The 23,069-nt window shown below is 37.6% G+C and carries 19 protein-coding genes, 1 pseudogene and 1 riboswitch; of the genes and pseudogenes, 6 read left to right on the plus strand and 14 right to left on the minus strand.

What is annotated here, in order from left to right; translation table 11 throughout:
• Window positions 1-159: 159 nt before the first annotated feature.
• Window positions 160-423 (minus strand): P-loop NTPase family protein, encoded by a 264-nt coding sequence (locus tag AC6BKE_RS20595; RefSeq protein WP_170829824.1) that lies wholly within the window; start codon window positions 421-423, stop codon window positions 160-162.
• 563 nt (window positions 424-986) lie between these two features.
• Here AC6BKE_RS20595 and AC6BKE_RS20600 point away from each other — a divergent pair.
• Window positions 987-1,577: pseudogene (locus AC6BKE_RS20600) on the plus strand (phosphotransferase enzyme family protein); the annotation flags it as partial.
• 163 nt (window positions 1,578-1,740) lie between these two features.
• On the opposite strand, the gene AC6BKE_RS20605 reads toward AC6BKE_RS20600, so the two are convergent.
• The 5 genes from AC6BKE_RS20605 to AC6BKE_RS20625 all read right to left on the minus strand — a co-directional run bounded on the left by AC6BKE_RS20605 (window position 1,741) and on the right by AC6BKE_RS20625 (window position 8,616).
• Complete coding sequence (locus AC6BKE_RS20605; RefSeq protein WP_499857890.1) at window positions 1,741-2,091, minus strand: YhjD family protein; 351 nt, start codon at window positions 2,089-2,091, stop codon at window positions 1,741-1,743.
• A complete protein-coding gene (locus tag AC6BKE_RS20610; RefSeq protein ID WP_089932669.1) occupies window positions 2,084-2,416 on the minus strand; it encodes a YolD-like family protein in 333 nt (110 codons plus the stop codon). The genes AC6BKE_RS20605 and AC6BKE_RS20610 overlap by 8 nt, the downstream gene beginning before the upstream one ends.
• Before the next feature lie 13 nt (window positions 2,417-2,429).
• Complete coding sequence (locus AC6BKE_RS20615; protein WP_499857892.1) at window positions 2,430-3,689, minus strand: Y-family DNA polymerase; 1,260 nt, start codon at window positions 3,687-3,689, stop codon at window positions 2,430-2,432.
• Window positions 3,686-3,907, minus strand: coding sequence for a transcriptional regulator (locus tag AC6BKE_RS20620; protein ID WP_036129126.1), 222 nt, complete (start codon window positions 3,905-3,907; stop codon window positions 3,686-3,688). Before AC6BKE_RS20620 ends, AC6BKE_RS20615 begins: the two co-directional genes overlap by 4 nt.
• A gap of 491 nt (window positions 3,908-4,398) precedes the next feature.
• A complete protein-coding gene (locus AC6BKE_RS20625; protein WP_499857895.1) occupies window positions 4,399-8,616 on the minus strand; it encodes a S8 family serine peptidase in 4,218 nt (1,405 codons plus the stop codon).
• A gap of 1,039 nt (window positions 8,617-9,655) precedes the next feature.
• On the opposite strand from AC6BKE_RS20625, the gene AC6BKE_RS20630 reads away from it, so the two are divergent.
• Together AC6BKE_RS20630 and AC6BKE_RS20635 are read left to right on the plus strand one after the other, a co-directional pair.
• Window positions 9,656-10,318: a cupin domain-containing protein gene (locus AC6BKE_RS20630; RefSeq protein WP_340809825.1), complete on the plus strand. Its 663-nt coding sequence runs from the start codon at window positions 9,656-9,658 to the stop codon at window positions 10,316-10,318.
• Between the two features lie 95 nt (window positions 10,319-10,413).
• Window positions 10,414-10,890 (plus strand): DUF3231 family protein, encoded by a 477-nt coding sequence (locus tag AC6BKE_RS20635; protein ID WP_058844181.1) that lies wholly within the window; start codon window positions 10,414-10,416, stop codon window positions 10,888-10,890.
• 45 nt (window positions 10,891-10,935) lie between these two features.
• On the opposite strand, the gene AC6BKE_RS20640 is transcribed toward AC6BKE_RS20635, so the two are convergent.
• Together AC6BKE_RS20640 and AC6BKE_RS20645 are read right to left on the minus strand one after the other, a co-directional pair.
• A complete protein-coding gene (locus AC6BKE_RS20640) occupies window positions 10,936-13,542 on the minus strand; it encodes a cation-translocating P-type ATPase (RefSeq protein WP_340809136.1) in 2,607 nt (868 codons plus the stop codon).
• Between the two features lie 231 nt (window positions 13,543-13,773).
• Entirely contained in the window at window positions 13,774-14,964 is a 1,191-nt protein-coding gene (locus AC6BKE_RS20645) for an MFS transporter (protein WP_036129111.1), read from the minus strand.
• Between the two features lie 74 nt (window positions 14,965-15,038).
• Window positions 15,039-15,138, minus strand: a riboswitch (purine riboswitch).
• A 160-nt stretch (window positions 15,139-15,298) separates the two neighbouring features.
• On the opposite strand from AC6BKE_RS20645, the gene AC6BKE_RS20650 reads away from it, so the two are divergent.
• Window positions 15,299-15,502: a hypothetical protein gene (locus AC6BKE_RS20650; RefSeq protein WP_036129108.1), complete on the plus strand. Its 204-nt coding sequence runs from the start codon at window positions 15,299-15,301 to the stop codon at window positions 15,500-15,502.
• A 34-nt stretch (window positions 15,503-15,536) separates the two neighbouring features.
• Here the strand turns inward: AC6BKE_RS20650 and lepB are convergent, their stop codons facing one another.
• The 3 genes from lepB to AC6BKE_RS20665 form a co-directional block, all read right to left on the minus strand.
• A complete protein-coding gene (gene lepB / locus AC6BKE_RS20655) occupies window positions 15,537-16,097 on the minus strand; it encodes a signal peptidase I (protein ID WP_036129105.1) in 561 nt (186 codons plus the stop codon).
• Between the two features lie 233 nt (window positions 16,098-16,330).
• Entirely contained in the window at window positions 16,331-16,441 is a 111-nt protein-coding gene (locus AC6BKE_RS20660; RefSeq protein ID WP_036129103.1) for a hypothetical protein, read from the minus strand.
• A gap of 323 nt (window positions 16,442-16,764) precedes the next feature.
• Window positions 16,765-17,706, minus strand: coding sequence for an LCP family glycopolymer transferase (locus AC6BKE_RS20665; RefSeq protein WP_058844179.1), 942 nt, complete (start codon window positions 17,704-17,706; stop codon window positions 16,765-16,767).
• 296 nt (window positions 17,707-18,002) lie between these two features.
• Between AC6BKE_RS20665 and AC6BKE_RS20670 the strand changes: the two genes are divergently transcribed.
• Window positions 18,003-19,091, plus strand: a complete 1,089-nt coding sequence (locus AC6BKE_RS20670; protein WP_499857899.1) for a M24 family metallopeptidase — start codon at window positions 18,003-18,005, stop codon at window positions 19,089-19,091.
• A 14-nt stretch (window positions 19,092-19,105) separates the two neighbouring features.
• Entirely contained in the window at window positions 19,106-20,308 is a 1,203-nt protein-coding gene (locus AC6BKE_RS20675; protein WP_058844177.1) for an aminotransferase class V-fold PLP-dependent enzyme, read from the plus strand.
• A 23-nt stretch (window positions 20,309-20,331) separates the two neighbouring features.
• On the opposite strand, the gene AC6BKE_RS20680 is transcribed toward AC6BKE_RS20675, so the two are convergent.
• The 3 genes from AC6BKE_RS20680 to AC6BKE_RS20690 all read right to left on the minus strand — a co-directional run bounded on the left by AC6BKE_RS20680 (window position 20,332) and on the right by AC6BKE_RS20690 (window position 22,717).
• Entirely contained in the window at window positions 20,332-21,105 is a 774-nt protein-coding gene (locus tag AC6BKE_RS20680; protein WP_058844176.1) for an IclR family transcriptional regulator, read from the minus strand.
• A gap of 396 nt (window positions 21,106-21,501) precedes the next feature.
• Window positions 21,502-21,936, minus strand: a complete 435-nt coding sequence (locus AC6BKE_RS20685) for a MarR family winged helix-turn-helix transcriptional regulator (protein ID WP_036120548.1) — start codon at window positions 21,934-21,936, stop codon at window positions 21,502-21,504.
• A gap of 25 nt (window positions 21,937-21,961) precedes the next feature.
• Entirely contained in the window at window positions 21,962-22,717 is a 756-nt protein-coding gene (locus AC6BKE_RS20690) for an SDR family NAD(P)-dependent oxidoreductase (protein ID WP_499857902.1), read from the minus strand.
• Window positions 22,718-23,069: the final 352 nt, after the last annotated feature.

Here is a 23,069-nt window from a genome sequence, read left to right on the forward strand (position 1 = left end):
CCTTTCCTTATAGAACTAACACTTCATCACAAATAATGTCTATAAAAGCCTAATCATGTGTAATGATAAAAACAAATTTATTTTGATTTGCCATGTGCTACACCCATTTTTGCCCCATCTAACCCGCTAGTAGGCTCATCCAGTGGTACAATTTGTGCATCAGCTACAGAATACTGCTGCTAGTGATGCAGGGTGTCTGTCCTTTAGTGGGACAAGCAAAAAATTTTCTAGTGCTTCGATCGCCTTGTTGCTTAGAGTCTCTGTTACTTGTCGGCCTAACATGATTTCATTCCCAACACTTGCCACATAAAGTGGATAATCTGGGTCCTGCATGACAAAATAGGTTAGCTTACTTCGCTTTGATGGTGATAACACTTTATCCTTTAAAAGAATTTGTCCTTTTTGCTGTCTGTATAGCCTCACTAATACCTTACAAAGCGTGGTTTTCCCTGCTCCATTTGAATGGTGCCTCCCCATTGTCCATAATTAGCCTGCTTCCGTATAGTTAACATAATATCGTTATGTTGTACGAATGCATGTGTGATGGTTTGTTGTAATTTTTCAAGCTCCCATTCAGCGCATTGCGACTATAAGGGAGGCCCAAGCTAACAGTCCACCCTACTCTGTTGGATGTCGCATCACGTCCCCACATATTTCTAACAGCACAACCGCAATGTATTTTTATGTGTGATAATCCTTCATCAGCATCTGGTCCTTCCCAAGGCTTAGCCCGCATTGCTCACTAATGGCTCACCCAATGTAGAAAACAATGCCTTATGCATGATAATAGTATTAATTCCCCAAAGCGCTTTGCTAATTCCGTTCCATCTGCATGGGCTACCCCCAACTGTTTGGATGCACATTGTATTTAAATTGTCTTCCATATGTTTGTAATTTAGTTAAATAACAGAGATTTTCCATATGGTATAATCAGGGAATATACAGTGTTTTTTATCATAATGACAATTTTGACAATGTCTAATGCACAAATTGGTCGTTTACATCGCCTATCAAAAACATTTGAAAATATAGAGACCGTTAAATACATTAACGATTGGTATGAGAATGAAGAATATGCTTTTCTGAAATATATCCCTAAAGAAGAAAATATAATTAGAGAAATTGCAGATGAGGTTTTATCCTCAATAAAGGATATTCCGAAAAAACAGTCAGATTATGGTTTGATACACGGTGATTTATGGTTAGAAAACATATTGGTAGATAGTCATAATAATTTTACGATGATTGATTTTCAAGATTGCGAAAAAAACTTCTATATATTTGATTTAGCTGTTCCAATCTATAGTGCGATGGAATATTCATTTGTAGGAAACAGTAATATTGTTGACTATGGTCGTTCTATATCTAACGCAATAATTGAAGGGTATCAGGAAGAAAATTCTATATCATCAGAGATGTTAGAAAAACTCCCTCTATTTATAAAATTAAAGGAAATTTTTGAATACAGTTTAATGCATATGTATTGGGACATAGAAAAATTAACTGAAGAACAAATACGAATAATGAACCATTTCAGGATAAGAATTGAGCATAAACACTCCCTTCTGAAAATTTAGGTGAATTTTGTCTATTCAACTAACAGAGCTTTAGTTGAATAAGGCTCATTTAATTAATCAAATAAAAATCTCATACTTAACTCCATTTTGATCAATATTTTTTCAAAATGGAGTGTTTTTACGTTTGCTGATAAATGAAGGAAAAATTTTCTTTAATCAATCTTTATTTTAAAGCTACATGTATATGATGCATCAACAATTTTTCCACCTGTGATTTCAGAGCTTGATTTGCATAACGAAGTACTACATCATTACCTGCAGTGGCAACTTGTACGTCACTAAAGTATTCATCTACTAGTTGCCAGCCTACTACTCGTATACGTTTTTGTGCAAGTTCTCCTTTGAGGTGAAAATATTCCTGTCTTAGATCCTTTAGCAATGAATCCATCATTGGAAGAAATACCGTTTTCATTTTAAACTGCTCCAATCTATAGTAGTCAACCTGTAATGATTTAACTGCTAGCTCTAACAAAAGATATTTATGCAGTAACTGTCTTTCGTTGGCTTTAATCATAATAATCAGCATCCAGTTGAGCTGATTGAATACTTTGAATTGGAATACGTTTCGTTATAAGTAGTGTTTCAAGTATGAGTTCATTAGTATTAATCGATTTAATTATTCCAGTCCATTGTGTGATTTTGTAGTCCTCCCACACTTCTAATTTTATGTGCAATTGCTGATTAAAAGCTTGATCAATTGCTTTTTGTAGTTCTTCCAGTTCCCACTCAGTCAATTCTCTTGGCTGTTCTGGATGCGCTTGTTTATACTCTCTAAGAAGCTCTAAATGCTCCGGCAACATCATCGACGCCCATTTAATATGACCTCTGTCTTGTATCATTAATAAATCACTCCTATGCCAAATGACCACCAACTAAGCGATCGCGCTTAATAGCCGTCCCAGCTTTTGTGAAAGAAACTGCTCTTAATATTGAAGTAGCTCCAAACCTGTTGCGTATTGCATCCATTGTAGGACCGAGTATTTGACGCTGTGGCTTACGATCATCGAATAAATCTAATTGGATACTATACTCTCTTTCCAGGTTGGATATTCGGACAGCTATTTGCCGAGTTGGTTCACCTGTAAAATATTTATCCAGTAATTCAATACAAGTTTTATACATCACAAGTGTTTCGCTTGTCGGTACTGCAATTGTTTTAGATCGATGGAATCCTTTGGTCATAGCGTTTCGACTATAAGAAAGACCAATACTAATTGTACGACCAACATAACCTGCATCCCGCGTTCGCTTCATTACGTCCTCACACATTTCAAGAAGTACTACAGAGATTTCTTTACGTGTATGGTAATCCCTCATCAACATTTGGCCCTTCCCAAAACTTAACGCTCCGTTTGTTATTAACGGCTCCCCTAATTTGGATAGATCTATTCCCCATGCATGGTAATAGAGTTGATTGCCCATTACACCAAAGCGCTTTTCTAATTCTTTTAAATCTGTGTTAGCCAAACCACCGACTGTTTGTATCCCCATAGCATTTAGATTTGCTTCCATCTGTTTACCGATCCCCCACATTTCAGAAAGGGGTTGAACTGGCCATAATTTTTTTGGAATATCTTCATATGTCCATTTAGCGAAACCTGTTTTCTTTGCTTCAAGGTCTAAAGCTAATTTGGCTATTAACATATTTGGTCCCATACCTACTGCACTAGGTATATTAAATTGGTCAAGAATAGCTCTTTGTATTTCCTTAGCCGTTTCCTCAGGTGAACCCCAAAGCTTTTCAGTGCCAGTTAAATCAACAAAACTTTCGTCCACACTATACACATGTATCGCATCAACTGGTACATAATTAGAGATTAATTTAGTAATCGTCATCGACATTTGAATAAAGAAACTCATTTTAGGCTCAAACAATTTAATGTCAGGATGTTTTGGTATCTCATAACGTCTACTTCCAGTTTTGATTTTAAATTTCTCTTTCATCAATGGTGATGCCGCAAGCACTACGCTACCTGGTTGGTCAAAATTTGCTACTACGGCAACTGGCGTTTTTAAAACATCTAGCCCATGTAACATCGCCACGATACTGGCATAAAAGCATCTCATATCGATACACATAATTGGTCTATTGGGCATACCCTCATAATTCATATAACTTCACGTCCCTTACTAACAAAAGGAATAACAGCTAGAACATTCCTAATCAAAAAAGTACGTTTTGCATGTCTTGTAAAACAAAACGCCTGGAATGAATCACCAACAATTTTAATGACTTTTACACGCCTTTTTGTTATGGAGCCATCTTTTGCTATATACATCATATTCACTAATTGTTTATGCTGCATAGCTTTAATCAGTTGTTCTCTCATCTTAGTTTCCTCCCATTGCCTCTCGTAATTTTTTGAAATGATTGTTATTTATTATTAGCACAATGATTTTCCCTTTTACCTATATTACGTAAGAACATTTGTTTGTATACATAATAGAACTAATGTTCTTACCTTGGCAATGTTCAATTTTTGGAAAAAGACCAAGTACTCAAATTTATCCCTGTCAAGTAGAAAGTTGTAAAAAACTAAGCAGCCATCTAGCATTGATATTCTATCAGTGCCAGTGAGCCCTTTTTGGAAATGTTGTATCATCTGTGATTAGGGAATAGGTAAAAAAATCTTGATCAAGAAGTGAACTATGAATGGGAGAAATAAAGAGGAACTGATTTATATCAAATATGGCAAGAAAATTCGAAAGAATATGTCACAGTTAGTTTAGTAGGAGATAATTTTTTAAAAGGGACTTCTTTATAAATAATAGTAAAAAGAGAAATTGCGAGGTGCAATTTCTCTTTTTACTTGAACTGAAATTAACTATAAATCATCCACGGTGACTTCATTATTATATGATTGCCATTTCCGTTTCCATTACCATTTCCGTTTCCGTTTCCGTTTCCATTTCCATTTCCATTTCCGTTTCCATTTCCGTTTCCATTTCCGTTTCCATTTCCGTTTCCGTTTCCATTTCCATTTCCGTTTCCGTTTCCATTTCCGTTTCCGTTTCCATTACCGTTTCCGTTTCCATTACCGTTTCCATTTCCATTACCGTTTCCGTTTCCATTACCGTTTCCGTTTCCATTTCCATTACCGTTTCCGTTTCCATTACCGTTTCCGTTTCCGTTTCCATTACCGTTTCCGTTTCCGTTTCCGTTTCCATTACCGTTTCCGTTTCCATTACCGTTTCCGTTTCCATTACCGTTTCCATTACCGTTTCCGTTTCCATTTCCGTTTCCATTTCCGTTTCCGTTTCCGTTTCCATTACCGTTTCCGTTTCCATTACCGTTTCCGTTTCCATTTCCGTTTCCGTTTCCATTTCCGTTTCCGTTTCCGTTTCCATTACCGTTTCCGTTTCCATTACCGTTTCCGTTTCCATTTCCATTTCCGTTTCCGTTTCCGTTTCCATTTCCATTTCCGTTTCCGTTTCCGTTGTCATCACCTTGCTTTACAAACACACCAAATGTTAGTGTGTGCTCACCATACGTTACCGTAATCGTCGTATTACCTTGACCTTTTCCTTTTACCACCCCTGCTTTTACAGTAGCTATTTTATCATTCGCTACTTCATAGGTTGCAAGCTTTGTAACATCTTTTTCTGTTGTTTTCCCATCAAAAGTAGTTACTTCAGTAATCTTCACGGCAACTTCCTTACCTATACTAGTTTCAACCTGAGATTGGTCAATTTCTAGTGTTACTACTTCTACAACAGGTGCTTTAACTGTAACATTTACAGTAACTTTATTATCACCATATGAAATAGTAATAGTAGTCGTGCCCTCACCTACTGCAGTGACTAATCCATTTGCTACTGTTGCAATGTTTTCATCTCCAACCACATAAGTAGCTTTTGTAGTTACATCTTCCTCTGTTGCATCACCTTTTGCAGGCGTTGACGTTTCTGTTACCGTCAGTTGTGCAGTTTCTCCAGCTTTTAGGTCTAGCTCAGTTGGATTTACAGAAAGTGCTGTTACTACTTCATTTTCATATATCTTTGCTTCACCAACATTTCCGGCAGCGTCAGTAATTTTTACTGATACAGCATTAGTTTCTGCTGTTACTGGGAATGTAAAGCTACCGTCTTGATTTAATTCAAAAGGAACTGGTGCTTGTACTTCACCATTTATCGTCGAAATATAGGAAGCTTTTAATTTATCATTTAAATTGTAATTTAAATCGTATAAATCTAACTCTTCATTGTAGTCGATATACTTATCTGTTACCTGTCCTGTAGCGACACCATCAGCTACTGAACCTGTAATTTCTGGTTTAGTCGTTTTCACGACAATTGGCCCAACATAATCGGAAACTGCTCCTGATGCTGCAAGACCAGTGAAGTCAATTGTATACAGGCCATCCGGAATCGTTGTGGCAGGTTCTGATCCCCATGGTTTGTACTGCCCACCAACATTTAGCGTATAAGAGCCTTTTCCTAGCGCAGTACCTGCATGTAGATAACCAATGTAGCCGTCTTCATATTCTCCACCTTCAGGATTCATAATATCCCAAAGCTCGATATAGTTAGTTGTTACGTCTCCAGTTAATGTGAATGAAAGTACAGCTGAATCTTTCACTCCATCGCCGTTAAAGGATAGGTCTGTTTCTGTAATCTTATAATCTTTAATTTCCGTTACTGCCTCGCCACCTAAGTCAGCTGCAAATGGTAATGAAATTTCTGTAGATCCTCCATTGATATAAATATACCCTAATATTTCAGAGCCATTTGGTGCCGTAGCTTGTGAAGCAGTTAATGTAATATTTAACACTTGCTCACCAACTAGATTAAATGTCGGCTGATCTACTGTAACAGTTGCATCACCAAATGTTTTTGTCACATCAATCGATACGTTATAATTGCCGCCGTTCCCTTTAATATCTTTTACTAAAACTTGTTTCGTTACAGAAATATCCTGATCTTTCAATGATTGTGGACCGAAAGTAACTGTCCCTTTCAAGTTTTCTGTAACTGCACCCGTACCATCCAAAATTGCGCTATCAAGTGCATAGGCAAGAATTTCTGGATGAGCTGCTGCATAAGCATTTACACGCCCTGCACCCTGAGAAAACACATCGTATTTTGTTGTATCTAAAACCTGTGCTGTATTAGAAAGCGCCACTTTTACATCGAACGCGTTCCAACTAGGATTTGCTTGTTTAACTAATGCAACAATACCTGCAATATGCGGTGTTGCCATAGATGTTCCTGTTTTACGACCATAAGCTTCCCCATAATCTGCATCAGGGAAATCTTTTTTATACATTGGAATCGTTGACATAATATTTGTTCCAGGTGCACTTACATCTGGTTTAATATCAAAGTTTGGTGTAGATGGTCCGCGCGAACTGGAAGAGTTTACCTCATCCCCCAGTGTCTTTGTGGAAGCGAATTTACTAAAACTTACTTTTCCAGTTCCGCCTGCTAATGCAGCGCGAATTGCATTACCATCCGTTTGAGACATGTCGAATGTTGGCAGAAATTCAAATGAATCACCAAGGAATGTGCCTGAAATGTCCGGTGCATTTGTTCCGCCAGCAAAGTTATGAATTATTGTTGCGACAGCTCCATTTGCCTTTGCATTCGCAATTTTATCAACAAATGCGATACCGCCACGGGAAATCAATGCCACTTTCCCTTCTACATCAATTCCTTCAAAGTCTTTTACTTCTCCGTTTCCAGGAACAGCAACTAGGTCAAATTCTCCTTGAAGCTGTTTTGCTACATCTTTCCCAAAAGTCGTTCCCATTAATGGAAGCTGTTTTGTTAAGTTGTAATTGCCAACTGTAACATTCACTTCCCCGTTATACATTGTTTCAGGATTTGTTGTGTTACCAACAGCAATGCCTAAACGAGCTGTTGCAGGAGTACCCATTGTTCCGCGATTTGGACCAGAGTTTCCTGTTGCAACTACTCCGATTGTTCCAGCCATCATTGCATTATTAATAGCAAAAGAACCAGCATCCGTTTCAGAATTGGCTCCCCCGCCAAGTGAAAGGTTGATAACGTCCATTTTTTCTTTTACAGCAGTTTCAATTGCTTTAACAATACCAGATGTAGCTCCACTTCCGTATGCTCCAAGAACACGGTAAGCATAAAGGTCTACTTTTGGCGCAATTCCTTTAATACCAAATTCGTTAGCGCCGATTGCTGCAATTGTTCCAGCAACATGTGTACCATGAGAAGTATAGAACGAGCTTCCTTTTTCATTAAATTCAGGTGTCCCGACTGGACGCTCTGAAGGTAATGTTTCCGATGCATCGTTATCTGCTCGAGGCTTCGTGTAAGTAGAGGAATTTGGAATAAAGTTTTTTCCGCCTTTATAAATTCCAGCGAATTCAGGGTGATCTGCATCAATACCAGTATCTAATACTGCTACTTTTATTCCTTGTCCTTCAATTCCTTCCTTCCAAAGCTGTTCGATACCAAGGAAAGAATTACTTGTATTCATTTGAGCTTCTACTGAATCTTTCTTCATAAGTTCCGATGATTTCATCGTATTATCTTCTGATGCGTAAACAATTGCATCAGGTTCAATTAATGTAATTCCATCAACTGTAAGCAGTTTTGGGAGATCCTTTGCCTTCACAGTTGCTGCGAAACCGTTTAAAACAGTATCAAATGTGTAACCTTGAGTCATCTCCACATTTTTAATAGCTAACTCTTTTTTAACTTCTGCTTGTTGTACTTTTACATTGGAACGAACTTCTTTTGCTTGGGCATTAGAGAATTTTCGGCCTTTGACTTCACTTATTCCTTGCTCTAATGCAACAGGCTTTTCGGATAAATGAACGATGACTGCAACCTTTTGATTGCCTGATACATTTTCTAAGCTTTCATGGAGGGTTGGACCATCTTTAGACAAGCTTAGCTGTTCAGCAATAGCCGCCTTTAGTTGAATTATACTTTCACTTTGACTATCTTGCTTGAATGGTTTCGATTCTTCAGCACTAGCACTCGACAATGGAACTAATAGAGAAAGCACCATAACGAAAACTAGAATACTACTTAAAAACTTCATAAACTTAAAATTTTTCAAATCTCATTTCCTCCTCTTCCTTTAATTGTCACACTTTTCAGTTTAGTGTGATATTTCCAATTTATCACAATGAAACTAATTCGAGAATCGGAATATTTAAATATTCTGAAATATTGATAATTTGTATCAATTTATGAAAAATAGATTAAATCTATTTTCCTAGTAATTGTATAAAAAAACAGAACTTTCAAACCATAAATAACTCACAGTAATTCATAATATTTCCAATTAACCCCATCAAGGCATCAGTGGCAGATACAGTCAGTGATGTAGTTGCTTATAGAAAATTAGGAGGGCTGTAAAAGGAGGGATTGGAAGGGTCGGTTTATATGTAATCTAGGAAATTAAAATAGCCAGCGACTGTTTTAAAAAGGCCGCCTGCTAATAGATTGTGGATCAAGTGCATCAGTTTTACAGTAATAAGAACGGTATTTTGTTTATCTAGATTCCTTCTATGCCCTATAAGAGCAGTGTAAATTTCATGATTGGATAGGTGAATCATAGAAGAGGTGTATAGGTAAAAAAAGAGCAGTTATAATATCCATAGAATACTATAACTACCCCATATAAAAACATTCCACATCAATATAAAAAATATCTTTTATGACCTTAGACTCTCGCTGTAAAATGGGCAGCATGGCTAAAATATTGTTTATAGGAAACGTACACCCCTCTTGCCTTGTAAAGTAAAAGATTCACCTGTTATGTTGATGATTTTTACACACCTTTTTGTAATGGCACCTGATTTCTCTATCTACATCATATGGACGATTTGGTGACGCTACCGATTCTTTCCTGTTGAACGCCCCTTTACAGCTCTGCATATGCCTTTTACACATTTACAATACTTTATATAAAAAGAACAAATATCTACTTTTCTTTACACGTACATACATTCTTAATTAGAGGTGGTAATTTTAGCTAATTTTTAAAAAGATACGTTCCGTAGCTGCTCTCTAGGCATCTGTGTAAGCCTATATGCTGTTGAAACATAATCTATGATGATGAATATCCCACTTTCATGAGAAAGGATGTAAGTATTAGCTCAAATATCGACTATACCTCTCCCTCTACAGAATTCACTTTTGATGTTAATAAAAGTACGCTTTTTAAAAAGGATTCACAAAATTACATTAATATTCTTAGTGTGGAACAATTAAATACAGTAGAAAATACATCTTTACTCGATATTTTTTTGAGTAAAGAAAATATCGTTGAGCCACACTACCATCAAAATGCCGCTGAGCTCGTCTATTGTATCGCTGGGGCAGCGACGGTTTCCATCTTGAATCCCTTTACAAAGAAAATACAAAACTATCCCATTAGACCTGGGCAAGTTGCCAATATACCGCAGGGCTGGTGGCATTATGAAATAGCAACAGAAGATAATACTCATTTACTTGCGATTTTTGATGCACCAACGCCAGAGGTCATTTTAGGTTCCGATATCTTGAAATTTTCACCAGCAAATATTATGGCGCATACGTATTGTTTAGATGAAGAACAATGGAAGAAAACAATTGCACCGATTGTTCCATCCACTTATATCGGACCACCAAAAGGCTGTCATCGTGTCCAGTCAGCAACCGATCAAACTCCGTCAAAACAAACAATACCGCAGCACTACATGAAGCCATGTCCATACCCTTATCCATATCGCTACCCTAATCCTCACATGTCTCCTTATGGCACCTATTATTAAAGGCTCGTTAGTAAACTTTTATTGTAAAAGATGAATAGAATGTCATTTCCTGTCCATCCTAATCTTAGATAAACTAAGAGTTAGGAAGTGCCATAATGATAAAGGACAATCTAGCATCGTTACAATTTAAGGAAATTTTCAAGCTTTGGTCACAGCTTGGTGTCAATCAAAGCTATATTGCTTCAAGCCATGCCTTTTTTAAGCATACACGTGATAAACATTTAAAAATCATGATCTTGGAGTTTATTCAATGTTTAAAAGAGGAAAATAAGCAGTTGACATTATTATTAAAGGAAAATGGCATGTTGGCACCCACTACAGCAATCGAGTACAGTAAGATGAAACTAACGGATCTTCGTGGAAAATCGGCTATTAATGATGGCGAAATTAGTGCTATTTTATCCATGAATATTGCCTCATCTTTAATTGCTGTAAGCCAAGCACTGGATTTGTCAGTAAAAAAGCTCCACTTAACTAAATATGGTGAACTTCATATGCGTTATGCACTATTAGGGGCAAAATTGATTGACCTCAGTAAGCGTAAAGGTTGGATAGTAGCACCTCAAAGCTAAAAAGAAGCATCCGTTTTATCTAACGGAAGCTTCTTTTTTGACCTACTATCGATTTCTCACGAACAGTAGCTTATACCATTGGTTCACTAGGAATGGTAATACCGATAAGCTATAAATAAAGCCTAGCTGAGCTGTCGTTAATGGAGCTACCTCAAAAACTATTGTGAGCATTGGCATAAACAAGACAATGTGTAAGCTAAATACACCGATGATAAAGGCAAGCCAAGTATATTTATTCGAAAATACGCCAATAGCAAAGATTGATTGTTTGGATCTGGAGTTAAAGCCATGCACTAATCTTGATAGGCATAATGTGGTAAAGGCCATTGTGCTGGCTGTTAACGTATCACCTGTCGATAAACCGATTTGAAACGCAATAATGGTGGAAATGGCGATTAATATACCTTCAAGCACTACTTGTGTTGTAAAGGCTTTATTTAATAAAGGAGTATGAATATTTCTAGGCTTGTCCTTCATTGTTTTCTTATTATTTGGCTCTAAACCGATTGCGATTGCTGGTAGACTATCTGTCAATAGATTGATGAATAATAGATGCACAGGTGCGAAAGGAACAGGTAAGCCTAAAACAGTGGCATATAACACGACAAAAATAGCACCCGCATTTCCTGATAATAAAAACAGAATGGCATTTTTAATATTCGTATAGATGCTACGACCATTAGCAATTGCCTTGACAATCGTCGAAAAATTATCATCAGTTAAAATCATGGACGAGGCATCTTTCGCAACTTCTGTGCCTGTCGCGCCCATTGCTACACCAATATCGGCTTGTTTCAGGGCTGGCCCATCATTGACACCATCCCCTGTCATGGCGACAACATGCCCTTTATCCTGCCAGGCTTTGACAATTCGAATTTTTTGTGCTGGTGTAACACGAGCATACACAGAATAATCATGTATTTTTTCTTGTAGCTCTTGATCGGTTAAACCTTCGAGTGCATGTCCTTCTATAGCTTCTGCTGGATTTTGTAAAATACCAATTTGTTGAGCGATAGCTGTTGCTGTAATTTTATGGTCCCCTGTAATCATGACGGGCTTAATACCTGCTTTTATACAGCTTTCCACAGCCTCTTTCGACTCTTTTCTTGGAGGGTCCATCATCGCTACTAAGCCAACAAAGATTAAATCTCGTTCAGCTCTTGTATCGACTTTTTGTAGAGGCAATACCTCCTTATAAGCAATAGCTAACACCCTTAAACCATTCATAGAAAAATCACGATTCACTGCTTCAATTTTCTGGCGATGCTGCGCAGTCATCTCAAAAATACCAGTTGTTGTTTTGATTCGTGTCACTTTTGGTAAAAGTACATCTAAAGCCCCTTTAGTAATCATGATAGGTTGCTTGTCCATCTGATTAACAGTACTCATGAGCTTTCTCGCTGAATCAAATGGAATTTCAGCCAGTCGAGGATATTGCTCGCGAACTGTCAATTCATCTAAACCATATTGTTTCCCTAATTTCACGAGGGCGATTTCTGTAGGGTCACCAATTTCTTTTTGCTCACGCTCGACAGCGTCACTACATAGAAGCGCTTTTACCATCAGCTCTTTTTCCACTGGGTTCGTTGGATTCAGCCAATCGTGTGGAATCTTTTTCTGGTCGACGAAAACTTCCTGTACGACCATTTTATTTTCGGTTAAGGTACCCGTTTTATCAGAGCAAATAACCGATACACTTCCTAAGCTTTCAACAGCATAAAGCTTGCGGATGATCGCATTTTCCTTCGCCATTTTCTGGGTGCCAAAAGCTAATACAATGGTCACAATGGAGCTCAATGCCTCTGGGATCGCTGCAACAGCAAGGGATACAGCAAACATAAAGGATTCCACTAAGGCCCTTCCTCGAATAAGGTCAATCGTAAAAATAGCTAAACAAATTAGGGTAATGCCTAGTGCTAATTTTTCACCGAATTGATCAAGACTAATTTGTAATGGTGTTTTCTTCTCCTTGGCCGTATCGAGTAAATTCGCAATTTTTCCGATTTCGGTCTGCATTCCGATCGCAGTAACCATCACGATGCCACGTCCATTAGTCACAAAGCTTCCTGAATACACCATATTTTTCTTATCCGCAATCGTTACATTATTTTTCCGAATAGGGTCCGTACTTTTTGCTACAGCAATCGATTCGCCTGTGAGCGAGCTTTCATTGATGTGTAAATTATGGCTTTCCAGTAGCCTGCCATCCGCATTGATGTAGTCGCCTGCCTCCAACATCAGAAGATCGCCTACCACAATTTCTTCAGAAGAAATCTCCACTAGTTGATGATTACGCATGACTTTGGCAATCGGAGAGGTCAATGCTTTCAGATTATCTAGTGACTGCTCTGCCTTCACATGCTGCACCGTGCCTAAAATAGCATTTAAAATGACCACGATCATAATCACAATGGTGCTTCCCACTTCTCCTAGTAGAAAGGAAACGAAGGCCGCAACGAGTAAAATAATGACCAATAAATCTTTAAATTGACCCATGAAAACAGCCCATGTACTTGTTCTTTTCCCTTCCTCTAATACATTATAGCCATAGATTTGTTGTCTTTTTTTGACGTCATCATCGGTCAAGCCTTGTGTGGTGACGTTCAATATTTTCATGACTTCAGCAGATGATTGTTGATGATATTCAGTCATTGGGTTCTCCTTCCATTTACAAGATTTGAAGGTTTCCTTTAAAAAGTAGTATTTACACTTAAATCTCAAACTCCTCAAGTCTGTAAATTCATTAACTACAACAATCTATTCCATAGAGAATTGGAGTATGCTAAGAAACCATAGAGAATTTAATTTTTGAAACGATTCGAAAATAGATTCAAAAAAAGGTATTGGGATGGCTTTCCCAATACCTTACAGGCAGTTGTTCTATTACGAGTTATGATGTGCTGATGAATAATCTACGTGCTGCTCCTGACCAAGAGGTGCTCTTTTGATAGAGAAGATGGCACAAGCTAATGCACAGAGAACTAGAATCGTACCAAAGCTTGCTAAGTGCATAACGGACCCTGTCCAAGCAAACATGGCGCCTCCTACTGCTGATCCGATGGAGATCCCGATTTGCAGGGCAGCTGTATTTAAGCTTTGCTGAATATCAGATGATTGAGGATCTGCCTGAATTAAATAATTTTGTAATGGTGGTGTCAAAGCCCAGCTCAACGCCCCCCATAAAACCGTAAATACTAAAAACAGTGGCAGGGCAATAACTGTATAAGGAATAGTAAATAACACAATGGCAAAGGCAGAGACGATTAAAATAATAGCCTTGCTTGTGCCAATTTTATCACTCACCCAGCCTCCTATAGCGTTCCCGCTAACAGAGGCAATACCGAAAATTAAGTAGCAAATACTAATCCATGAGGCACTCAGATCAAATGCTTCTACTAAAAATGGTGTTAAATAAGCGTAGAGCATGTAATGACCCGCTAACATAAACAGCGTAGTTAACTGTGCAGTTAGGATTTTCAAATTCGCCAATGATTTGATTTGTGCCTTCAGTGGCACTACTTCTCCGATTGGCATTTTTTCAAGCAATAAGGCAATTAAAACCATTGAAATCGTTGACAGGATACTAATACCTAAAAATACAGCACGCCAGCCAAACGCTTCTGTAATAAAAATACCCATTGGCACACCGATTACAAGCGCGGAACTTACGCCCATAAAAACAAGCCCTAATGCTTTGGCACGGTGGCGAGGCTCTACGATTTTAGTAGTAATCGTTAATGATAATACGATGACTAACGCTGTACTCATCGCTGTGAAAATACGAGCAATTAGCACAATGATGAACGTTGTACTAAAGAAGGTCATTAGATTCCCTAACGTGAAAATAAATAAAGAAATAAGGAATAAGCGCTTCCGTTCCACCTTGGCTGTCAAGGATAGTAGGACTGGCGCAGAAATCGCATAAACCAGTGCAAAAATTGTGATTAATTGTCCTGCTGTTGCTAATGATACATGTAAATCCTCTGCAATATTTGGCAGGATTCCACCAACAATTAATTCAACTAAGCCTACTGCGAAGGTTGTCACTGCAAGAATATAAACTCTCCAATTCATCGTAATCTCCCTTTCATTACACTTCCATTTTTGTAGGAGATTTTTTTTAAACATAATAAAAAAATCCTGACTACAAAAATGAAGCAAAGTTTTGTAGTCAGGATTTTATGGTTCCTGGTAGAGACCCTCAATCCATATTATTGAGGTTATACAGATCAAATATTTACTTTAGCTATAGTAGCACATCAAAATTTCATTGACAATAGATTTTTTTCATAGAATGAACGCCATCATAAAACCGTGGAATCGAGAGAAAATTTTGAATTTCTGCTTATATTTCGACGAATTTGACCATACATATTAACATACAATAACTATTTTAAGAGGTGATTGTTTGCGCATAGTAGGATTTGTTTGCTATTTTTTAATACTATTTTATGGCGTAGAATTAGTAGTAGAAGAGTTCACGATTGAAGAACCAGCAATCCATTCTCCAGCAAAAAGTAGGCCGTCGCCCATTAAAGAAACTGTTGAAAATTCAAGAATTTGTGTCTATTATCCCACGTATAAAAGCTGTACAGATTTACCCCAAAATTAAAAAGAGGCTACTCAAGGGAGTGACCTCTTTTTCATCATTTTGAACCAATATGAAAATGGCTAAATGGATATAGTATTAATTTTGATTCACCGTAAACTGCATCCTCGGAAATTAAACCATAATGGCGACTATCACTACTTTTTAGGCGATTGTCACCAAGCACAAAAAACATTCCCTTTGGCACTTCTTGTTCATTCACTAATTGTTCCAACGTAAAGTTTTCCGTAATGCGTAATTGATTAGGATCCTCTGTTTGGCGATTGACATAATCTTCTTTGTACGCTTTGCCATTGACATACAATACATCATCTTTCATTTCGACTTTATCTCCTGGAAGACCAATTACACGTTTAATATATAACTCATCCTCTACAGGTGATTGGAAAACAATTTGATCGAAACGTTCGATTTTACTTGTTTTACTTACAATAATAATATCCTTATCATGATACGTCGGATACATCGATGCTCCCTGCACTTTGATCGGCGCAAATAAAAATTGCTTACAGCCAAAAACGACAACTGCTGTAATGACAATAATTTTAATGTAGGATAGTATTTCTTTTTTAAAATTAGATGTTTTTTCCTCTTGCATGCTCATTCCCCGATACTGTTTTTTTATATAGTATAACATTTTCTCTATACTATTGACGAATGAATCACATAAATAGTTTCCAATTTATCGACTAAGCTTTCGTATAATTGCGTCCAGATTTTTTCATGCTGACGAGTAAAAATGAACCTGTGATACCTGCTGAAATAACATAAAAAATAGACAAGGCTACAAGGTAGCATTGTCTAAAAATGAACGTTTTAGTTGTTTGGTCATTATGAATGGTTAGATAGTGTAGTAGAGTGACGCTGCTCGTTTAATAAATCTGCTGCTAATACGATACCTACTGGTAATGCAAATGCTAATAAAATTGTGCCTATAATCATCACAATCACTCCTTTAACCATTTCTAATGTCAGTATACACTTAATTTTCTGATATCTCAAGAAATATTGAAAAATGATTGATGAAGCCATAAAAAAATCATTCAACTAGGCATGCGCCCTACCTGAATGATTTTTTATCTCTTACATAAACAATTTTAAACACAATACTTGTAGGCCTCTTATCGCTGATTGGACTGGATTTTTTCGCACTTTACGTTTAGGTACATAGCTTTGCATGCAATGATTCAGTGCTGTATACCTAAGCACCTGGGTCCTCCCATTCATTCATCTCCCTCCCTTCATGGCCCAAAGTTATAGCTAACTTACTTACTTTTTTGTAAATGATTTTTTAAATCCGTTTGTATTTCTTCAAGCTCTACCTCATTCGGAATGTAGTACCAAATATGGTTAATCCTTTGACCATCCCCCTCGTCAAATGACAACTGTTCAATATCTGCATCCATCTTTTTATAAAGACCTTGCAGCTGAATAAGATCTTTGACAGAAAAGTTCATACGCACATTATCACCTAGAACATTCAGCATATCTGTTGCTTTTAATAACGTAGATGGTGTAGAAGCTTTTTTCATTACAGCTTCAATAATTTGGCGCTGACGAATTTGGCGACCAAAATCACCGCGCGGATCTTCGTAACGAATACGTGAAAAAATCAGTGCCTCATTACCGTCTAACGTAATTTCTCCCTCTGGGAAATGATATTCATCAAAAGTTAAATCCATATCATTATTGATGGTTACGCCCCCAAGCGTGTCAATAATTTGTAGAAAACCCTCCATATTAATAAACACATAATAATCAATAGGTATATTTAGAAAATTTTCCACTGTATCTACAGCCATCGGAACGCCACCAAAGGCATAGGCATGATTAATTTTATCAACGGTATCATGACCAATAATTTCTGTACGTGTATCACGGGGAATACTAAGCATTTTCATTGTCTGTTTTTCAGGATTCACAGTAATCACAATCATAGTATCGGAACGGCCGCTATCATCTTTTCGTTCATCGACCCCAAGCATGAGAACCGAGAATGGTTCTTTTTTGATCACTGTTTTTTCTTCGAGTTGTGCAGCATCCGTTGTTTGAATAAGTGGTGTATTTATTTTATTCATAGTTTTTTGGATGGTAAAGTAAGCAGCACCTATAAAAATTAAAAATATTGCTAGTAGGCTACCGACTATCCACAGCCATAATTTTTTCTTGCTCTTTTTCTCTTTTGAGCGTTTCATATTTTTTTCCATACATTAGTCCTTTCTTGCTTAACAATTTTGCCCCTCTTTTTGACGTATTAAGTTGGAAAAAAGTTTATCTAGTCTACTTATATGCATAATGGACGAAAAAAAGACGTACACTAGTATTTACTAAATTAACAGCATACTATTCCCTCATTTGTAAATTCCCTTCCTATTAGAGCCACCTATTAGGCTGACGTCCACTTTATTTATTGAAAATTCATTATTATTAATATATAATTTTAAGATACACTGTATCTATAATAGAAACAATTAATGTAACTTATTTTAGGAGGAATGACCCTATGTTTCAAAATAGAAGAGAGAAACTAGTTTCCTATATGCAGCAACAGCAAATTGATGTGGCGATCCTTGTACCTGGGTCGAATATGTCTTATTTTACAGGTCTCCAGTTAAAGCAAAGTGAGCGCTTAACGTTAGTGGCTATCACGGCTAACGATCAATTATATTTTCTAGTACCACAAGTAGAACTAACAAAAGTTGATACGGAGTGTGCGAATGCTATCGTATCTTATTCAGATGAAGAGGGACCGACACAGGCCATCTGGCAATTAAAAAAAGAGCTGGGAGCGTCGCAAACACTTGGTGTGGAATTTGACACGATGCACGTAAAGGATCAAAAAGCAATCGAACACCTTACATATAACAATTTATGTGACATCGGTGAATCCATTCGTGAACTCCGTATGAAAAAAGAGCATCATGAAATAGCCTTGATGCGACAGGCTGTACAAATTGCAGAAGAAAGTCTTGAAGCAACATTGCCAACGATACGAGCTGGTGTTTCAGAAATGGAAGTCGCTGCACAATTAGAATATGAAATGAGACGACGTGGTTCAGAGGGAACACCTTTTGGAACCATTGTGGCATCAGGTTACCGAGGAGCGCTTCCCCACGGCAGAGCAAGCATGAAAAAAATAGAGACAGGCGAATTGATCGTCATAGACTTTGGGGCCATTTATAAGGGCTATGTGGCAGATATGACTAGAACGGTAGCTTTAGGGGAGATTTCTCCAACTTTAAAAACGATTTACAGCATTGTTAAACAAGCCAATGAAACGGCAATAGAAGCGATCAAACCAGGCATGACAGCACATGACATTGATGCTATAGCAAGAGGCATTATTCACGCCGCAGGCTATGGTGACAATTTCACACACCGACTTGGCCATGGTATTGGTTTAAGTGCACATGAGGAACCTTATATCATGCAGCATAATCAGCTAGTATTAAAACCTGGTATGGCATTTACAGTGGAGCCAGGTATCTACGTTCAGGATGTCGGCGGTGTTCGTATCGAGGATAATTTAATTGTTACAGAAAATGGTTATAAGAATTTAATGACCTATTCGAAAGAATTAATCATTTTATAAGGCTGGTGCGCACAATGTTAAATATGATGAAAATACAAAAAGATATGCCGCTACTAGAGCACTATATTTATTTAAACACGGCTGCTGCTTCTGCCATGCCCCAGCCAGTAGTGGATGTAATGACTAGCTATCTTCAAAAACAAGCGAGTATTGGTCCCTACTTACCCTCTTTTCGTCAAGAAATATATGCACAGGTAGAGCGTATACGAGAGAAAAGCGCATTATTTATCGGCGCCAAAAAAGAAGAAATTGCCTTTGTGCCAAACGGTTCAATGGCTATTAATTATATAGCAGGGGGCTTGCAATGGGAACAAGGTGATGAGGTCATTGTGCTCGATACAGAAATGTTAAGTAACTATGTGCCTTGGCTTGCCCTTCAGCAACAAGGTGTTCAGTTAAAAGTTTTGAAAACTAATGCGGAGTATCTAGTAGATTTACAAGAGCTGGAGCAACTCATCACGCCACACACAAGATTGATTGCCTTTGCCCATATGTCCAATGCTGCTGGTGCACTCCAGCCCGCCAAGGAAATTTGTCAGCTGGCACAGCAACACCATGTATTAACATTGATTAATGCCAATCAAACTGTTGGTTTAACACCGATACATGTTGCAGAGCTTGGCTGTGACTTTTTAGTTGCCTGTGGCCGAAAATGGTTGCGCGGCCCTGAGGGTTCAGGTATTTTATATGTGCGCCAAGCGCTTATCCCAGCACTCACACCTATTATGATTGGCTGGGGTAGTACCCAGTGGGATTATCAAAACGATGAGTATTCTTTTTTAGTAACAGCGAAACGTTTTGAGCCAGGCTGTCCAATCATCCCAAGTATTTTGGGATTGGGAGCAGCGATTGACTATGCCAACGCTATTGGTATTCACTCTATTTATGAAAGAGTACAACAATTAACGAACTATTTAGTGGAACAGCTCTCAACCATCCCAGGTATTGTGTTATATGGTCCGCAAAATAGTGCACATCGATTATCCATTACGCCGTTTAATATAGAAGGGATTTCTCCAGATGAGCTAACGAATGAATTAGCAGAACGTGGGGTCATTATTGAGGCTGGCACATTTATGGCCAATGCCATTATGGAACGTAATCAGATTAGTCAAATGGCTCGTTTTTCCCCACATTATTTTAATACGTTTGAAGAAATAGACACGGCTGTATCGTTCATGAAGGAAATCAGAGCAAAGGCCCAAGATAGATATTAACTATCTTGAGCCTTGTTTCAAGCTTATTCATGATACAGCTTAAAGCTATACTGATCGAAATAACGTTGAATATTCATCGCTCCATATTGAAGAACATTCACCATTTCAGGTAACTTTTCCTCTGTTGGTTTACGATAAATAGGTCCTGCAATCGTTAAAGAAGCAATTACTTCTTTTTTGCTGTTAAAAAGAGGTACACCAAGCCCAAAAACAGAATGAGCATATTCCCCCGTCGAGAAGCACCAGCCTTGTTGTTGAATTTTTTCTAAATCGGCTATCATTTCTGCGGGGTCAGTAATCGTTTCTGGGGTTAATCTTTTCATACCATGCTCCATAATCTCCTTCTTCCGATCCTCAGGTAGATAGGCCATGATGACTTTACAAGAAGCCCCAATATGTAGTGGTGTTCGTGTGCCCATTGACACCGAAAACTTAATTGTTTGAGAGCCTTCAGCTATTTCCACGGTGACGCCATCTTTGCCATCTAGCCAAGTTAGAAATACCGACTCTTTAATGGTTTCTGCAAGATTTTTCATAATTGGCAAAACAAAATCAGAAAGATTTAATTTATCTTTCACCATCTGACCATACTCTAAAAAACGAAGCCCTAATTCATATTTTTTTGTCTCAGGATTTTGAATCAGAAATCCATGACTCTCGAATGTAACTAAAATTCGATAAATAATAGAATGACTAATATTCATCTCCTTTGCTAATTCACGCACACCCCATGTAGGATTTTCTTTATTAAAATATTTTAAAACCTCTAATGAGTTATCCAATGTTTTTAATGTCATTTCACACCTCGATTGTCTCTATAATAGAACCGTATCTTGATTATAAAATGAAGCTGGACAATTTTCAATAAATTCAACTATTTTACAATTAGATTTTAAACAAAATATTGAGTTCGGGCACCCTATCTGTTTAGAGTGATTCTATTCGGGCAAATGGTGCGCTCTATCCTTCGGTTTGGATATCCTCTCCGTTCAAAGCCATTCTATCGGGCAAAAGATGAGTTCTATCCACCAGTTTTCTTGTTTTATCCTTCACATATTGAGTTCTATCCTTCACTTTGAGTATTCTATCCGTTCAAAGCCATAGACTTCTACCACCTATGACATTAATATAAATATCCAGCAAAAAAATCAACTCACCTCTATAAAATTTCTTAGAGGTGAGTTGATAATTAGCTAGTCATTTTTCTGTTGAATTCCCTGTACTAATTTCTCTTGAATCAGCAAATATTGGGCAATTTCCTTGTCATCTAATACTTCAAAAAGCTGTACAAAGACCTCTTTCCCGATGGATTGAGCCTTCGCCAAAGCTACTTTCCCCTCTTCCGTAATTTGCAAGCGAATGGTGCGACGGTCAGATGGATCATAAAGTCTTTCCGCTAATCCAAGCTTAACCAATTTTTCTGCAATGCTTGTCATAGCACCTTTCGTATAGCCAATGGTTTCAGCTAATTCTGCTTGTTTTTGAGGGCCTTTAACATGTAGCTCGTTTAACACTAAAATCGGTGAAATTCCTAAAGGATATGGAAACGCTTTTGTAAAGCGTATAATATTGGCATTATTCACCTGTTCAATCATATGAATGAGTTTAAAAATATTTGTCTGTTTCAAAAAAATCCTCCTCGAACGCCGAGAACTAATGAAGCATTAGTGAACCTCCATCCACCATAATCGTTTGACCCGTGATGTATCGGGAATCGTCAGAAGCTAAGAAAACAGCTACTCGACCGATATCTTGCTCAATATCACCAAAACGACCAAGTGGAATTTTACTTCTAACCGCTTCATAATATTCTGGTTGTGCTTTTGCCCATGCCTGTACACCTGGTGAATCCGCAAGTGGACTAATGATATTGACATTGATACCAAAACGTCCCCATTCATTTGCGGCAACACGAGAAATACCGCGGATTGCTTCCTTAGCTGCGGCATAAGCTGCCTGTGTCTCATGGCCTTGAATACCTGCCCCAGATGCAAAGTTAATAATATTGCCCTTCGTTTCTTTTAAATGTGGGAGTGCTGCTTGCATTAAATAGAAGGTTGGATAAAAACCTGTCCCAAACGATAAATCAAGATCTGCCTGTGTTGTTTCTTCGATTGTAACTTGTTTCGCAGCATGAGCGTTATTAACTAGCACATCTAGTTTACCGTATTTTTCTACGACTGTATCAATAATTTTTGGTAATTGATCGCGTTCCATTAAATTCGTCTGCAAAAACATAGATTTTGGTGAGATTTCTTGCAATTCTTTTGCCATTACCTCACCCGCCTCTGCATTTAAATCAACAATTGTAACGACAGCCCCTTCCTTTGCCATTGCTTTTGCCATCCCACTACCGATACCGCCTGCTCCCCCAGTAATGATAACCACTTTGTCTTGTAGTTTACCCATCGCTAACACATCTCCTTTTCTTTCATTCCTAAATAGTTTAACATTAAACTATTTAATTTTAAACTAAATTGCTTTACCTTTATCCGTCACTACTATCACTTTATAATCATTCAACTAGCTATTATTTTTTGTTAAACGAATAAAAAGAAAAGCCTATTTTGGAGAAAGGTTAATCCAAAATAGGCTTTTCAAAATTCAATTAACCCTGTCTGCATTCAACGCCGACTATCCAATAAAATTTTTATTGTAAAACCATTTAAATGCTTTTTAAGTTATCTATTTTCAATCAGATATTACGACACTTTTAATGTATGTATATCCTTGTAATGACAAAGCCCCACTTTTATGAAGT

This window comes from Lysinibacillus sp. COL-1 (genome assembly GCF_059814265.1).